The following is a 15343-nucleotide window of genomic DNA, read 5'->3' on the forward strand; positions in this document are numbered from 1 at the left end:
CATGTACGCATTCATCTGGCGGCTCCTGCCCGGACCGTGGTTCGTCAAGCTCGTCTTCGCGCTCATCCTCATCGCCGCGGTCGTCCTCCTCCTCATGCAGTACGTCTTCCCGGCCGTCGCGCCCTACATGCCGTTCAACAACGCGACCGTCACCGACGAAGGCGCGTGATGACCTCGATCCTCGTCGTCGACAACTACGACAGCTTCGTCTACACCCTCGTCTCCTACGTCCGTGAGCTCGGTGCGAGCGCGGACGTCATCCGCAACGACGATCTGGGCGCCGAGGCGGCCGTGGAGCTGGCGCGCGGATACGACGGGATCCTGCTGTCTCCGGGTCCCGGTGTGCCCGCCGAATCCGGCGTGTGCCCCGACCTCATCCGCTGGGCCGCCGAGGCGGGCAAGCCCCTGTTCGGCGTGTGCCTCGGCCATCAGGCCCTCGGCGAGGTGTTCGGGGCGACCGTGACGCATTCGCCGGTCCTCATGCACGGCAAGACCTCGGTCATCACCCATGAGGGTCAGGGCGTCTTCGCCGGATGCCCGTCTCCGCTCACGGTCACCCGCTACCATTCGCTGGCGATCGTCGATGAGACGATCGACCTCGAGACCTTCGCCGTGACCGCGCGCACCGCCGACGGCGTCGTCATGGCCATCGAGCACCGCACCGTCCCGCTCCACGGCGTCCAGTTCCACCCCGAATCGGTGCTCACCGAATCCGGGTACCTCATGCTCGGCAACTGGCTCGAAGTCTGTGGGCTCGCCGGCGCCGCCGAGCGTGCTGCGTCGATGTCGCCGCTGGCCAGCGCGATGACGTCTCCGTCACCGGGAGAGCTTTCCCGTCACCGGCCGAGCGCTTAGGATCGGTTCCACACTCATCCAGACCGTCCACCGGCGGTCGCCAGCGAGAGGAATCCCCATGCCCGAACCCAGCTACATCCCGACCGAGCCGTATCGCGAACTCACCGTGTTCGAGGCTCAGCCGGTGCCCACGGTCGTCGTCGAGGCGCAGGGCCATCCGATGGACGAGCTCCCCGCCCTCTTCGACGCCGTCTTCTCGCGCCTCTTCCCCGCCCTCGCCGAGGCGGGCGTGGAGCCTGCCGGGCCGGCGTTCTCGCTCTACACGCGCCCGCCCACGGACACCGTCGACATCCAGGTCGGGGTTCCCGTGGCCACGGGGCTGAGCCAGGCGCTCGATCTCGGGGACGACCTCACCGCGATTCCCGCCGAACTGCCCGGCGGGTCGATCGGGGCGATCTCCCACCTCGGCGGGTTCGACGGTCTCGCCGAGGCGTGGAACGCGCACATGCAGGCCCTGGTGGCCGCCGGACACCATCCGGACATGCCGTTCTTCGAGGTCTACGTGACCGAGCCGAATCCGGAGATGGACCCGGCGGATCTGCGCACCGACCTCTTCGTCACTCTCGGCTGAGACTCAGTCGCGGCCGTTGCCGTTGCCGTTGTTGCCGCGACGGCCGTCGGACCAGCCGTCGAACCACGACTCCCCGCCGCCGACGGCGCCGTCGGTCTCGGTGCCGCCGCTGCCGTTGTCGTTGCCGTCGCCGCCGGCGTCATCGGACGGTGAGGTCGGGATGCCGCCGGGGACCGACGGGATCGTCGGGGTGGGCTCCGGGGGCTTCTTCGCCACGGTCACGGTGATCTCCGACCCCTGCGCCACGTCGGTGCCGCCGGGCGTCGACTGCTCGTAGACCTTGCCCTCCTCCTGGTCAGCTGTCTCGACCTCCTCGACCTTGCAACCGAGTTTGTAGTCGTCGCCCTTGAGCGTGTTGCACGCTTCGTCGGCGGTCTGACCGGTGACGTCGGGGACCTTGACCATGCCGGAGGAGACGACGAGGTCGACGTTCGAGTCGACATCGACCTTCTCGCCCTCGCCGGGCTTCGTCTCGATGACGACGCCCTTCTTGACGTCCGGGGAGTTCTGGGTGATGTGCGTGCCGGCCTGGAGTTTGGCGTCCTTGAGGATCTGGCGGGCCTCCTCCTCGGTCTTGCCGGCGACCTCGGGGATCGAGACGCTCTCCGGACCGAGGGAGACGAGGAGTTTGACCTGGCTGTTCTCCGGGATGGACTGTCCGGCGGCGGGATCGGTCGAGATCGCCTTGCCCTCGTCGACCTCGGTGCTGTACTGCTCCTCCGGGGTGACTTGGAATCCCTGATTGCGCAGCTGCGCCTCGGCGGCGTCGGCGTCGAGCCCGGCGACATCGGCCACCTGGACCTGGACGATCTCCGGTGGCTTGTTGATCTCGTACACCCACAGGGCGAGTGCGGCGAGAGCGAGGAGGACGAAGATGCTGCCGATCCAGATCCATGCCTTCGACCGCTTCTGCGGGGGGCGCTCCTCCTGCCGGTTCATGATCGTCGAGACCGGACCCGTCTCGGGGGCCGACTCGTAGTCCGCGGGGTAGACCTGAGTGCCCGTGGGAGGCCCCATCATCCCGGCTCCGGCACCTGCTCCGGCGGCGGCGAAGGCCTGGGTGCGGTCCTCGTCACCGCCGTCGATGCTCAGCGGTCGGCCGTCGCGGGCGGCCAGCACGTCCTCACGGAAGGTGTAGGCGTCCTGGTAGCGCTCGTCGCGGTCCTTCTGCAGGGCATGGAGGACGAGGCGGTCGACCTCGGGCGGGATGGTGGGGTTGTAGAAGCTCGGGGGCTGCGGGGTCTCCCCGACGTGCTGGTAGGCCACGGCGAGCTGGGAGTCGCCGACGAACGGGGGTCGACCGGCGAGGAGCTCGTAGAGGAGGCACGCGGTCGAGTAGAGGTCGGAGCGGGCGTCGACGACCTCGCCGCGCGCCTGCTCGGGGGAGAGGTACTGTGCGGTGCCGACGACGGACTGCGTCTGCGTCAGCCCGCTGTTGTCCTTGAGCGCCCTGGCGATCCCGAAGTCCATGACCTTGATGTCGCCTTCGGGGGTGAGCATGACGTTCGCCGGTTTGATGTCGCGGTGGACGATGCCGTTGCGGTGCGAGTACTCGAGCGGGGCGAGGACTCCGGCGACGACGTTGAGCGCCTCGTCGACGGTGAGGGTGCCGTGCTCGTTGAGGACCTCTCGCAGGGTCTGGCCCTCGACGTACTCCATGACGATGAAGGGAACGGAGACGCTCGAGCCGCCGGATTCGACGAACTCCTCCTCCCCGGAGTCGTAGACGGCGACGATGCCGGGATGGTTGAGACCGGCAGCGGACTGCGCCTCGCGCTTGAGGCGGGTGTGGAACGACGGATCGCGCGCAAGATCGGACCGCAGAAGCTTGATCGCGATGCGCCGCCCCAGACGGGTGTCGACGCCCTCGTGCACCTCTGCCATGCCCCCACGGCCGAGGAGGGTACGGACTTCGTACCTCTCCGACAGCACTTTGGGCTCAGTCATTTACTTCCTCCGCGTGATTCACCCCGTTCGAGGTGGTTGCTCAGCAATTCCTCAAGTCTACTGTTGGTCCGTCCGAACGGTTCTCAACCCTCGTTCCCGTTCGCCTCGGTGGTACCGCCCTGTCCGCCGCCCCGGCCCGAGTTGCCGTTGGCGTTCGCACCGCTGCCGGTGGTGGCGTTCGCGTTCGAGCCCGTCGACGACTCCGAGTCCGAGGACGAGCCGCTGTCCGTGTTCGCGCCCGACTCTGAGCCCGAATCCGACCCCGACTCGGAGCCCGAGTTCGAATCGGAACCGGAGTTCGAGTCGCTGCTCGACCCGGAGTTCGAGCCCGAGTTCGACCCGCTCCCGGAGCCCGAGTTCGAGCCCGTATCGGAACCGGAGGACGAGCCGGAGTCCGACCCCGAGTCGGACCCGGACGTCCGCGTCGGGCGGGGTGCCGGCTCCTCGGCGGGACCGCTCGAGATGTAGAGGGTGACGGTGTCGCCCTCGGTGAAGGTGTACCCGCCGCCGTCGGCCTCGCCGACATCGGCGACGGTGCCCGCAGCGCGATTCGAATCGATCGTCTCCGTGTCGACCTGGAGGCCGAGGCGTTCGAGGTTCGCTGTCGCCGACGACTCGGACTGGCCGATGTAGTCGCTGCGGTCGATCTCGATCTCCTGCGGGGCCTGCGAGGTCGTCGGAGCGCTCGTGCTCGGAGTCGGCGTCGGCTCCCCGCGGCCCCCGAGGAAGAACCAGAGGAGGGCGCCGACGGCGATGAGGGCTGCGATCGCGAGGACCCAGATGAGGATCTTCCCGCGCTTCGACTTCCGATCGTCGACCTCGTCGTCCCGACCGCCTGGATCGTTGGGGTCGACCGCGGCACCGTAGCCCGTGCCGGGTCCGCTTGGCCCGGACGGACCGTCGGCACTGTAGACGCGGGTGGCGTCGTTGCTCGAGGTCGCAGGCAGCACCTGCGTCGAGGGCACGGGCTCGGGGTCGTTGAAGACCTGGGTGAGCGCTTCGGAGGCGGCATTGCCGTGACGCATCTGCGGCAGGACGGCTTCGGCCCCGGCGATGTCGCCTGCGGCGATGAGTCCGGCCGCCTTGGACACGGCCATCGCGTCATCGGGACGACGCTCCGGCTTCTTCTCGAGCAGAGAGTCGACGAAGCGGCGGACCGGTTCGGACACGGTCGTCGGCAGCGGCGGATGCTGCTGGTTGACCTGGGCGATCGCGATCGAGACCTGCGAGTCGCCGGTGAAGGGACGCTGGCCCGCGAGTGCCTCGTAGGCGATGATGCCGAGCGCGTAGAGGTCGGAGCCGGGACCCGAGCCCTTGCCGGTGGCCTGTTCGGGAGCGAGGTACTGGGCGGTGCCCATGACCTGGCCGGTCTTCGTCAGCGGCGCCTGGTCGGTGACGCGGGCGATGCCGAAGTCGGTGATCTTCACCCGGAAGTCCGGGGTCATGAGGATGTTGCCCGGTTTGATGTCGCGGTGGACGACGCCGGCCTTGTGGGCGGCGCCGAGCGCCTGTGCTGCCTGCGCGACGATGCTCAGCGTATCCTCTTCGGAGAGAGGGGCGCTGCGTTCGATGATCGTCGACAGGGGCTCCCCGGGCACGTACTCCATGACGAGGTAGGGCGAACCGTCCTCGTCGCCGTAGTCGTAGACACCGGCGATGCCGGGATCGGAGACCCGGCCCATGTTCTGCGCTTCGGCGCGGAAGCGGGCGAGGAACGTCGAGTCCGAGAGGTACTCCTCCTTGAGGATCTTCGCCGCGACCTCGCGGCCGAGCACCGAGTCGACGCCCTTCCAGACCTCGCCCATGCCGCCCACGGCGATGCGTGAGGTCAGGGTGTACCGGTTGCCCAGCTGGGTGCCTTCGCTCGGCCTCATTTGTCGACCACCGCTTCCATCATGTCCTTGGCGATCGGTCCCGCGACCGTCGCTCCGTATGCTTCACTGCCCGCGTTTCCGCCGTTCTCGACGACGACCGCGACGGCGATCTTCGGATCGTCGGCGGGGGCGAAGGAGATGAACCAGGCGTGGGGCGCCGCGCCCTGCTGATGCTGGGCGGTGCCCGTCTTCGCTGCGACCTTGGTGCCGGGGATCTTCGCCACCGAGGCGGTGCCGTCGGTGACGACGCCCTCCATCATCGTCGTCAGCTCGTCCGCCGTCTGTCCGGAGACCGGCCGTGAGAGCTCGGTGGGGCGGGTCTCCGTGATCGGTTCGAGGGTGTCGGCGTTGAGCACGCGGTTGACGAGCTGGGGCTTCATCATCGATCCGCCGTTCGCGATCCCTGCGGTCATCATCGCCATCTGCAGCGGCGTCGACCGGACCTCGTACTGTCCGAGCGAGGACTGCGCGAGCTGGGGCGGGTTGAGGTCGGAGGGGAACGTCGAGGGGGTCACGCTGAGCGGGATCTCGAGGTCCTTGCCGAAGCCGAACTTGCTCGCCTGCTCGGCGATCGTGTCCTCACCGAGGTCCATGCCGAGCGAGGCGAACGAGGTGTTGCACGATTCGGCGAGCGACTGCGCGAGCGTGGGTCGCCCACCGCCGCGGCATGCACCGGCGTGCGAGTTGCTGATCGTCGCCGTCGTCTGCGGCAGATCGAGGGTCGCGGGGCCGTTGAGCTTCGAATCGGGGGTGTAGTCCCCGGACTCGAGGGCGGCAGCGGCGACGAGGACCTTGAAGGTCGATCCGGGCGGGTAGAGGTTGCCGCCGATCGCGCGGTTGTAGGCGGGGTTGTCGGGGGCGTTGTCGAGCTTCTCGAACGCGGCCCTGGCCTTCTTGGGGTCGTGGCTGGCTATCGGGTTGGGATTCCACCCCGGGGTCGAGGCCATCGCGAGGATCTTGCCGGTCTTCGGGTCGAGGGCCACGGCGGCGCCGGTCTGGTTCCCGAGGCCGTTCCACGCGGCTTCCTGGACCTTGGGGTCGATGGTGAGCTCGACGGCCGCACCGCGGGGCTGCTCGCCGGTGAAGATGCTGCCGACCTTGTCGTAGAAGAGGGCATCGGACTCGCCGGAGAGGTACTCTCCGGCCGCGCGCTCCATGCCGGAGGCCCCGGAGACGATCGAGTAGTAGCCGGTGACCGCCGCGTAGGCGCGCGGGTCGAGCCCGTCGGAGCCGTACTTGCGCTGGAACTTGTACTTGTCGTCGACGGGTTCCGAGTACGCGATGGGGGTGCCGTCGACGAGGATCGGTCCCCGGTCGCGGGAGAGCTGGTCGAGGATCTGCCGCGTGTTGAGCGGGTTGGTGTTGAGCGACTCCGCCGTGATGAACTGCACCCAGCTCGTCGACGCGAAGAGCAGGGCGAACATGACGAATCCGACGACGCCGATGTGTGTGAGTGACTTCTTCATCGTTCACCTCCCTGGGTGCGCTCGCGGGTGCTGAGGTTCGTCGTCACGGCTTCGTCGGCGGGGCCGTTGTCAGTGGGGCTGTTGTCGGCAGGGCCGTTGCCGACAGGGCTGTTGTCGGCGGGGTCCTCCGGTCCCTCGTCCGCCTTCTTCCTCCGCCGAGGCGGGGCGTCGGGGTCCTCGGTGATCCGGAGGACGCCGGTGTGAAACTCCTCGACCGGGCGGCGGGCGTTGTCGGACATCCGGAGCAGGAGGGCGATGATCACCCAGTTCGCCACCAGTGAGGATCCGCCCTGGGCGAGGAACGGCGTGGTCAGGCCCGTGAGCGGGATGAGGCGGGTGACACCGCCGACGACGACGAAGACCTGGAGGGCGATCGTGAAGGCCAGTCCCGTGGCGAGCAGGGTGCCGAAGCCGTCCCGCAGCTTCTGCGCGGTCCGGATGCCGCGTTCGAAGATGAGGAGGTAGCAGAGCAGGATGACGAAGAGACCGGCCATGCCGAGCTCCTCGCCGAAGCTCGCGTAGATGAAGTCGGATTCCGCGTAGGGGACCATGTTCGGTCGTCCTTCGCCGAGCCCGGTGCCGACGAGGCCGCCGTTGGCCATCCCGAAGAGCCCTTGGACGAGCTGGTAGGAGCCGCCGGGGGTCTTGTTGAACTCCTCCGGGGTGAGTGCGCCCAGCCAGCCGTCGATGCGCTGCTGGACGTGGGAGAAGAGGAGGGTGGCGATGACGGCGCCGGCGGCGAAGAAGCCGAGGCCGAGGATGATCCACGAGACCTTCGACGTCGCGACGTAGAGCATGGCGACGAAGAGGCCGAAGAAGAGCAGCGAGGTGCCGAGGTCGCGCTCGAAGACGAGGATGCCGACGCTGGCGACCCAGGCGATGATGATCGGGCCGAAGTCGCGCAGGCGCGGGAAGCGGATGCCGAGGATCTTCGGTCCCGCGAGGACGAGCTGGTCGCGGAAGCTCACGAGGTAGCCGGCGAAGAAGATCGCCAGGAGGATCTTCGCGATCTCTCCGGGCTGGAACGACAGCGGCCCGATGCCGATCCAGATCCGTGCGCCGTTGATCGTCCGTCCGAGTCCCGGGACCAGGGGGAGGAGGAGGAAGAAGAGTGCGAGGAAGCCGGAGACGTACGTGTATCGGCGCAGCCAGCGGTGGTCGCGGAGGAGGACGAGGACGGCCACGGCCAGGCCCACTCCGAGGGTCATCCAGATGAGCTGCTGGGTGGCGCTGTCGAGGAACTCGCTGCGGCCGAGGTCGACCCGATGGATCATCGCGAGTCCGAGTCCGTTGAGGAGGACGGCGATGGGGACGAGGACGGGGTCGGCGTACTTCGCCTTCCACCACACGACGACGTGGAGGATGACGGCCAGGGCCGCCAGCCACGCCATGTACTGGTAGATGTCGGTGGGGACCTCGTCGTCGACGCCGAGGCCGACGAGCGCGTAGGCGCTCGACGAGGCGGCGATCGCGAGGATGAGCAGACCGAGCTCGGCCAGGCGGTAGGGCCTGGGCCGGGCTGCCTGGGAGACGGAGTCCGAGGTCACTGCGACTCCTGGGTGATCGCGTCGCTGGGCTCCGCGCTCTGTCCGTCCGGCGGAGAGGGCGCAGGGTCGCTCGGGTTCGTCGCATCCTCGGCGTTGCCGGAGACGGTGCCGGAGTTCGCGGCCTCCTGGCGGAGGTTGTCGATGATCCGGTCGGCCTCCTCCCGCGAATCGGCCTGGATCGATCCGCGCAGGCGGTCCTGGGAGAACGTGTTGAGCGCTTCGACCTGGATGTCGGTCGTGTCCTCGAGGCGGCTGAGTGCGATGGGACCGAGCGTCGTGTCGAGGCCCCGGTAGAGGGTGACGCGGCCGCCGTCGTTCGTCAGGTAGTAGTGGTTGCTGATGTAGTTGTACGCGAAGAAGCCGCCGACGGCGAGGGCGATGATGACGATGCCGGCGATGATCCATCCGAGGTACGAGCGTTTCTCACCCTCGTCGTCGCCGTCGAGGTCATCTCCTTCGCTCGTCTCGGTCTCGGTGTCGACGGCGGTGCGCACGGACCCGGCGGGCACCTCGGCGGTGGGCTCCTGACCGGTCTCACCGGGGCCGGAGGCGTCGGTGACGGTCTGCAGGGGAACGGTGTCGGTGGGGACGTCGCCGCCGCCGAAGTCGTGCTGGGCGGTGGTGGCCTCGCCCTCGGGGCGGGTGCCGATCGTCGCATACTGGGGGTTGACGTGGACGGAGCCGACCGCGATGCCCTGCGGGACGTCGACGCTGCCCTCGATGACATCGCCGATGACGACGGTGACGTTGTCGGCGCCCCCGCCGGCGAGGGCGAGGTCGATGAGCTGACGGCACGCCTCGTCGGGGTCGGCCACCTCGGCGAGGACACGGGTGATGTCGCCGAGGTCGGCGAACCCGGTGAGCCCGTCGGAGCAGAGCAGCCAGCGGTCGCCGACGTAGGCCTCGCGCAGGGAGAGGTCGAGGTCGGGGGAGGTGCCGACGTCGCCGAGGACCTTCATGACCACGGAGCGCTGCGGGTGGGTGTCGGCTTCGTCGGCGGTGATGCGGCCTTCGTCGACGAGCATCTGGACGAACGTGTGGTCGTGGGTGACGGGGTGGAGTTCGCCGTCGCGGTAGACGTAGCCGCGCGAATCGCCGATGTGGGCCAGCGCGAACCGGTTGCCGGGCGCCCGCAGGAGCGCGGTGACGGTCGTGCCCATCCCCGCGAGCTCCGGCTGTTCGGCGACGCCGCGGCAGATGCGGTCGTTGGCGTCGAGGATCGAGGCGCGCAGGAGTTCGAGGGCGTCGTCGCCGGCGACGCCGTCGTCGAGTTCGGCGAGCCGGGCCACGGTGATCGCCGAGGCGACGTCGCCGCCGGCGTGACCGCCCATTCCGTCCGCAATGAGGAGGAAGTTCGGACCCGCGTAGCCGGAGTCCTGGTTGTTCTTGCGCACGAGCCCGGTGTGCGACCGAGCGGCGGAGCGGAGGGTGATCGTTCCGTCGGTCGTCACGATTGGGTCTCCAACGTCGTATGGCCGATGGTGATCTGGTTGCCGATGCCGAGATCGAAGGGCGCGGTGATCTTCGAGCCGTCGACGAAGGTGCCGTTCGTCGAGCTGAGGTCCTCGAGCACCCATGCGCCGCCCCGGGCGATGATGCGGGCGTGATGGCTCGAAGCGAAGTCGTCGCCTATGACGATCGTGTTGTCAGGGGCGCGGCCGAAGGTCACCGGTGCGCCGGAGAGGATGAGCGAGGTGCCGGCGAGCGGTCCCGCGGTGACCCGGATCGAGCCGGGGTTGGCCCGCGGCGGAGCGGGGGTCGGTCGCGGCTGCGGGGCGGGCCGGCTCGGGGCAGGGGCCGACTGCCGCGCGGAGTCCTGCGAGTTCTTGGCCTTTCGGGGCTTGTGTGTGCCGCGCTTGGCTCCGAAGATGTCCCGTCGCAGCACGCCCGCCACCCCGAAGACGAAGAGCCAGAGGATGACGAAGAAGGCGAACCGGAAGACGGTGACGGTGAATTCGCTCACAGAGAGTCCTGTTCGGTGTAGCGCACCTCGGCGTCTCCCGCCGTGAGCACGTCACCGTTGGTGAGGTTGGCCGAGGTGAGTTTGCGTCCGTGGAGCAGCGTGCCGTTGGTCGAGCCGAGGTCGTTGGCCACGGCGTGGTCGCCCTCGACGACGATCTCGAAGTGGCGCCGGGAGACGCCGGGATCGTCGATGACGAAGTCCGAGCTGTTCGACGAGCGGCCGAAGACGTTCGCCCCCTGGCGCAGCGGGTACGTCCGCCCGTCGATCGTCACACTCGCCTCGATGGTCCGCGACCGGGCCGGAGCGGCCGGGCGGATCGGCGTCGAGGAGCGTGCCGGCTCGGGAGTGCGGTGCCGCTGGGCGACGGGGCGCGGGCCGGAGCTCGGCGCGGGTTCGACGATGCTGTGGGACCGGGAGGCCGGGTCGTAGCCGCCGCGGTTGGCCGGCTGCGCGGCCGGGGAGCCGTCGGGGCGCTGCGTCGAGGAGACGACGCGGTACATTCCGGTGTCGAGGTCGTCGGCCTCGACGAAGTCGACGGAGACGGGTCCGACGAAGCTGTAGGCCTGCTCGATCGCGTGATCGCCGATGACCTGGCGCAGGTCGGCGCGCAGCTCGGTCTCGATGCCGGAGAGGCGCTCGAAGTCGGCGGGCGAGAGTTCGATCGTGTAGTGGTTGGCCGTGAGTGTGCGGCCGCGGGAGACGACGGCGGCCTTGTTGTCGGCCTCGCGGCGCAGTGCTCCGCCGAGTTCGACGGGTTCGACCTGCGAGCGGAAGGCCTTCGCGAAGGCGCCGTTGACGACGTTCTCCAGTCCCCTCTCGAAGCGATCGAGAATCCCCATGGCACCTCCTCAAGTCCAAGTCCGTCGTTGTCGTGGTCGGGTTCGCGGTCGAACCCGGGCACATGGTCTGTCCTGCGCTTCTGTACGGGCGTGCCCTGCTCCGACGGCGGGCGCCGTTTCGGGTACACCAACACCCAATCCTAACGCGGAGGCGGCCTCAACTCACGTTCGAAGCGCGAGAGGGACCCACCTCGGCGAGGATTCACCGTGTGCGTTCAGCCTGGCAGGACGGGCGGGACGGCACCTGAGAGCACCGAGGTGACTGATCGGTCGATGAGGAAGGATGCGACGCCCGCCGAGGAGGTCACAGGGACCCGCGCTCACCCGCCGGTGCGCGGAATGCAGGGGTCGGGCCGGGCTCCTGTGGGGTCTCACGGAGGGAGTGAAATGTGAAGGTCGCCACGTTCGGCCCGTTCCGAGCCTCTGCGGGTTTCCGGATCGGTCGCCCGCGATGATAGAGTCTTCTCTTGTTCGCGCGAGTGGCGGAATTGGTAGACGCGCTGGCTTCAGGTGCCAGTGATCGCAAGGTCGTGGGGGTTCAAGTCCCCCCTCGCGCACCAGCGGACGAGAGCCCCTCATCGGGATTCCGGTGAGGGGCTCTTCGCGTGTCCGGATCACCCGGGCCAGGGGCACACGGTCCGGGCCGCCGGGATCAGTGCCGGCCGAATCAGGGCCAGAACCACCCGCGGGTGAGAACGAGGTTGACGGCGACGAGGACCGCGAGGAGGACGAACCCGCCGAGGTGGGGCCACCGGAACTGCGGGGCGGTCTCCGCACCGGCCCCGGGACGGAACATCATCGACACCGGCGCGAACACGCCGATCGCCGCGGCCCCGGCGAGGACCGCGGTGACGGCGCCGGAGTCGTCGATGGGGCTGAGGACGACGTAGAGCGCCATGAGGGCGAGCAGCACGCCGGTGCCGAGCAGCCACGCCCACACGGCCATCGCCGTGCGATCACGGTCGCTGGCGGCGAGCTCGCGGATCGGGGCGGCGAACGCCCACGCCGTGAGCGGCAGGCCCAGCCAGCCGATGACCGTGGCGGCGATGAAGGCGCCGGGAGGCAGACCGAGCAGGGTGAAGGCCTGCGCGGTGTCGCCGGCGGGCATGAGGGCGGTGACCTGGAGGTAGCCGAGACCCTCCTGGATGCTCGTGAAGATCGTCCACAGCCACACGAGACGCCAGAACGGACGGTTCCGGAACGGTGTCAGTGCGCGATCGACGATGACCCCGATGACACCGGTGACGAAGCTGAAGACGGGGCCGGCGAGGAGGGTGAGGACGTGGGGCTCCGGCGGCGGCGCCGGGGTGTAGTCGACTCCGAACGGCAGCTGCTGCGGGTGGTAGCCGAGCAGGGCACCCATGACCGCGTGACCGGTCTCGTGGAGGAGGATCATGATCGTCGCGCCGATGACGAAGGCGAGGCTCGCGCCGAGGATCAGTCGGCTGCGGTGACTCGCAGTGGGTCGTTGCTGCGAAGTGTCCATGCCTGCATCTTCGCACCGCTCCGGCCTGCGCAAATGCTACGATTCGGTGAATTCGCAGCGGTTCGGGTCATTCGGCTGCGGTTCTGCGGCTCAGGTCACCGGGCGCTCGGCTCAGGTCACCGGGGCCTCGCGTTCTGCTCAGCGCTCCGCCTGTGCGCAGCGCTCTCCCTCCGCACGGAACCGGGGGTGCGGCCGTTCGCGCGGGTGAAGGCGCGGCTGAACGCGGCCTCCGAACGGTAGCCGAGCTCTCCGGCGAGGCGGGCCGCGGTGACGTCGGTCTCGCGCAGGCGGGACTCGGCGATGCTCATCCGCCAGCGGGTGAGGTAGGCGATCGGGGCCTCGCCGACGAGCTCGGCGAACCGCGCTGACAGCGACGACCGGGACATCCCGGCGACCCTGGCGAGCCGCTCGAGCGTCCACTCGTGGCCCGGGCATGCATGGATGGCCTCGATGACCCGGCCGATGCGCTCGTCCTGGAGGGAGCGCAGCCACCCGGCGCTCGCCTCGGCGTCGGAGTTCATCCACGAGCGGATCGCCTGGACGACGAGGACGTCGGCGAGCCGGGTCGCCACGGTCTCCGCGCCCGGCTGCGGGTGGGCGAGTTCGGCAGCGATGAGTCGCAGGGTCTCGCGCACCGAGGAGGCGACGGCGGCCGAGTCCCCGCCGACGTGGAGGACGGGCGGAAGGGCCCGCATGAGTTCGCGTGCGGCCGGATCGTCGAAGGCGACGACCCCGCAGATGAGCGTCGTGGTCCTCCCCGGTCCGCCGTAGCGCAGGCGGGAGTAGCTCTCACTGAGGTAGTCCTGGGGGAGCAGGTCGACGCGGGGTCCGCGCGGGGAATCGGGGTCGCTGAGGAGGTCATGGCCGGCCCCGTGCGGGACAAGGGCGAGATCACCGGCGGCGAGTTCGACGAGGGTGGATCCGTTGGAGCCTGCCCCCGGCAGACGGAGCCAGCATGTGCCGGCGATGAGGACGTGGAAGCTCAGCGAATCGGGGATCGCGGGCATCTCGAGCGACCACGGGTCCCCGAACTCGGCATGGCAGTAGAACGTCGACCGCATCCGCAGGTTCGCGAGCACGCGCGCGAGCCGGTCGTCCGCACCTCCCGGCGTGGGCACGGTGCCGGTGCTCCGGGGGACTGTGTCCATTCTGCTGGGGCCTGTCGCCATGACCGCATCGTCGCACACGATCCCACCGATCGTCTGCGGTTCTCGGACGATCGAGCAAGAAGTGCGGTCGTTCGGGCATGGATCGACCGAGAGGTGCTCAGTAGCGTCAGAGGTGCAGGCTGAACGGTTCGCAGAGCGGACGAGCAGCCACGGAGCAGCCACAGAGCAGAAGGGGAGAGACCATGTACGTCATCGCAGGAGCAACGGGACGCGTCGGATCGGCCACCGCGAGGGCCCTGCTCGCGGCAGGGGCCGAGGTCCGCGTCATCGTCCGCCAGGACACCGACGCGGCCGTGTGGGAGGAGGCCGGCGCCGAGGCGGTCGTCACCGCCCTCGACGACGAGGAGGGTCTGGCTGCTGCGCTGAACGGAGCCGCGGGGTTCTTCGCCCTGCTCCCGTTCGACCTCGGTGCCGACGACCTCGACGCCCACGCCGACCGGCTCATCGCCTCCATCGCCGCAGCCGTGGCCCGGGCAGCCGTGCCCCATGTCGTCATGCTCTCCTCAGGAGGCGCTGACCTGACGACGGGCACGGGCCCGATCACGGGACTCCACCGCCTCGAGGAGGCGCTGCGGGCGACCGGAACGAGGCTCACCGCACTGCGCTCGGGGCACTTCCAGGAGAAGGTCGCCGACGTCATCGACCTCGCCCGGGCCACCGGGCTCTACCCCGTCTTCGCCTCCTCCGCCGAGGTGCCCGTGCCCATGGTCGCGACCCGCGACCTCGGTGCGGCCGCCGCCCGGGCGCTGCTCGAGCCGCCGGAGACGAGCGAGACCGTCGACGTCATCGGGCCCACCCGGTCCGAACAGGAGGTCGCCGAGGTGCTCGGGCGCGGTCTCGGCCGTGAGCTCACCGTCGACCTCGTTCCCGCCCCCGCGTGGGCGGGTGCCCTGACCGAGGCAGGCTTCCGTCCGCACGTCGCCGAGAGCCTCGCTGAGCTCTACCGCGCCGACGAGGCGGGACTCCTCGCCCCGCGCGGGGACCGGTCGGTCACGGTGACCACGACGATCGAGGAGACGATCGCGGGACTCCTCGGCGCGGGCGGGACGGATCCCGGGGCAGGGGAACGGTCATGACCACGGCACTGCTCGCCGCCTCGGCGGTCGTCCTCAACGGACTCCTCGCGGGACTCCTCTTCGCGTTCGTCTGCGCGGTCTCCCCGGCCTACCGCCGGCTGAGCGACGAGGAGTTCGTCCGCGGATTCCGCGCCGTCAACGAGGCGATCCTCGGGCCCTCGTTCCTCGTCGTCTTCTTCGGGGCCCCGCTCACGGCGCTCGCCGCCGCGGTGGTCGGCTCGGTCGAAACGGGCACCGTGCCGCTCCTCTGGGTCGGGGCTGCCGGGTCGCTGGGCTCCCTCATCATCACGATGACGGTCAACGTCCCGCTCAACACCCGACTCGTCCGAGCGAGGATCGAGACCGCCGCTGACTGCGCGGCTGCGCGCACGGGCTTCGAGGCGAGGTGGAACCGCTGGAACCTCATCCGGTGCTGGGCCAGCGTCGTCGCCGCACTCGGGTTCGCGCTCGCCCTCGCACTCGGGTGAGGCTGCGCCGGAAGCAGCGCTGTTCCGGACCCGGACCTGTGCCGGAACCCGCTCTGTGCCGGAATCGGAACAGCGCCGGAAGC

14 protein-coding genes and 1 tRNA gene are annotated in these 15343 nt (G+C 69.5%); 6 read left to right on the top strand and 9 right to left on the bottom strand.

All coding sequences use genetic code 11. From position 1 onward, the window contains the following. Position 1 precedes the first annotated feature (1 nt). Genes BC102111_RS17790 through BC102111_RS09975 form a run of 3 tightly spaced genes read left to right on the top strand, consistent with a single transcriptional unit; the run spans position 2 to position 1426 of the window. On the top strand, positions 2-169 hold the full coding sequence (locus BC102111_RS17790) for a hypothetical protein (protein WP_040342208.1): 168 nt from the start codon (positions 2-4) through the stop codon (positions 167-169). Continuing rightward, on the top strand, positions 169-855 hold the full coding sequence (locus tag BC102111_RS09970; RefSeq protein ID WP_101624231.1) for an anthranilate synthase component II: 687 nt from the start codon (positions 169-171) through the stop codon (positions 853-855). Before BC102111_RS17790 ends, BC102111_RS09970 begins: the two co-directional genes overlap by 1 nt. A 58-nt stretch (positions 856-913) precedes the next feature. Further along, on the top strand, positions 914-1426 hold the full coding sequence (locus tag BC102111_RS09975; protein ID WP_009379827.1) for a GyrI-like domain-containing protein: 513 nt from the start codon (positions 914-916) through the stop codon (positions 1424-1426). A gap of 3 nt (positions 1427-1429) precedes the next feature. Here BC102111_RS09975 and pknB read toward each other — a convergent pair whose 3' ends face one another. From pknB to BC102111_RS10010, 7 genes are all read right to left on the bottom strand, one after another. Then, on the bottom strand, positions 1430-3373 hold the full coding sequence (pknB, locus tag BC102111_RS09980) for a Stk1 family PASTA domain-containing Ser/Thr kinase (RefSeq protein ID WP_101624232.1): 1944 nt from the start codon (positions 3371-3373) through the stop codon (positions 1430-1432). An 83-nt stretch (positions 3374-3456) separates the two neighbouring features. Then, positions 3457-5247: a protein kinase domain-containing protein gene (locus tag BC102111_RS09985; protein WP_101624233.1), complete on the bottom strand. Its 1791-nt coding sequence runs from the start codon at positions 5245-5247 to the stop codon at positions 3457-3459. Then, a complete protein-coding gene (locus tag BC102111_RS09990; RefSeq protein WP_009379822.1) occupies positions 5244-6713 on the bottom strand; it encodes a peptidoglycan D,D-transpeptidase FtsI family protein in 1470 nt (489 codons plus the stop codon). Before BC102111_RS09990 ends, BC102111_RS09985 begins: the two co-directional genes overlap by 4 nt. Next, a complete protein-coding gene (locus BC102111_RS09995) occupies positions 6710-8260 on the bottom strand; it encodes an FtsW/RodA/SpoVE family cell cycle protein (protein WP_009379820.1) in 1551 nt (516 codons plus the stop codon). The genes BC102111_RS09990 and BC102111_RS09995 overlap by 4 nt, the downstream gene beginning before the upstream one ends. Further along, on the bottom strand, positions 8257-9711 hold the full coding sequence (locus tag BC102111_RS10000) for a protein phosphatase 2C domain-containing protein (RefSeq protein WP_009379819.1): 1455 nt from the start codon (positions 9709-9711) through the stop codon (positions 8257-8259). Before BC102111_RS10000 ends, BC102111_RS09995 begins: the two co-directional genes overlap by 4 nt. After that, positions 9708-10223, bottom strand: coding sequence for an FHA domain-containing protein FhaB/FipA (locus tag BC102111_RS10005; protein WP_009379817.1), 516 nt, complete (start codon positions 10221-10223; stop codon positions 9708-9710). The genes BC102111_RS10000 and BC102111_RS10005 overlap by 4 nt, the downstream gene beginning before the upstream one ends. Continuing rightward, positions 10220-11062, bottom strand: coding sequence for an FHA domain-containing protein (locus tag BC102111_RS10010; RefSeq protein ID WP_009379815.1), 843 nt, complete (start codon positions 11060-11062; stop codon positions 10220-10222). The genes BC102111_RS10005 and BC102111_RS10010 overlap by 4 nt, the downstream gene beginning before the upstream one ends. 473 nt (positions 11063-11535) lie before the next feature. On the opposite strand from BC102111_RS10010, the gene BC102111_RS10015 reads away from it, so the two are divergent. Beyond that, positions 11536-11622: transfer RNA gene (locus tag BC102111_RS10015), tRNA-Leu, on the top strand. A 107-nt stretch (positions 11623-11729) separates the two neighbouring features. Here BC102111_RS10015 and BC102111_RS10020 read toward each other — a convergent pair. Continuing rightward, a complete protein-coding gene (locus tag BC102111_RS10020; protein ID WP_063248777.1) occupies positions 11730-12548 on the bottom strand; it encodes a zinc metalloprotease in 819 nt (272 codons plus the stop codon). A gap of 116 nt (positions 12549-12664) precedes the next feature. After that, positions 12665-13696 carry an AraC family transcriptional regulator gene (locus BC102111_RS10025; protein ID WP_009379812.1) on the bottom strand — a complete coding sequence of 344 codons (1032 nt, stop codon included), beginning with the start codon at positions 13694-13696 and terminating at the stop codon, positions 12665-12667. Positions 13697-13899: 203 nt separating this feature from the next. On the opposite strand from BC102111_RS10025, the gene BC102111_RS10030 reads away from it, so the two are divergent. Continuing rightward, entirely contained in the window at positions 13900-14793 is an 894-nt protein-coding gene (locus BC102111_RS10030; RefSeq protein WP_009379811.1) for an NmrA family NAD(P)-binding protein, read from the top strand. Continuing rightward, on the top strand, positions 14790-15260 hold the full coding sequence (locus tag BC102111_RS10035; protein WP_063248776.1) for an anthrone oxygenase family protein: 471 nt from the start codon (positions 14790-14792) through the stop codon (positions 15258-15260). Before BC102111_RS10030 ends, BC102111_RS10035 begins: the two co-directional genes overlap by 4 nt. The last annotated feature ends 83 nt before the right edge of the window (positions 15261-15343 follow it).

The organism is Brevibacterium casei CIP 102111 (assembly GCF_900169275.1).
Classification (GTDB): domain Bacteria; phylum Actinomycetota; class Actinomycetes; order Actinomycetales; family Brevibacteriaceae; genus Brevibacterium; species Brevibacterium casei.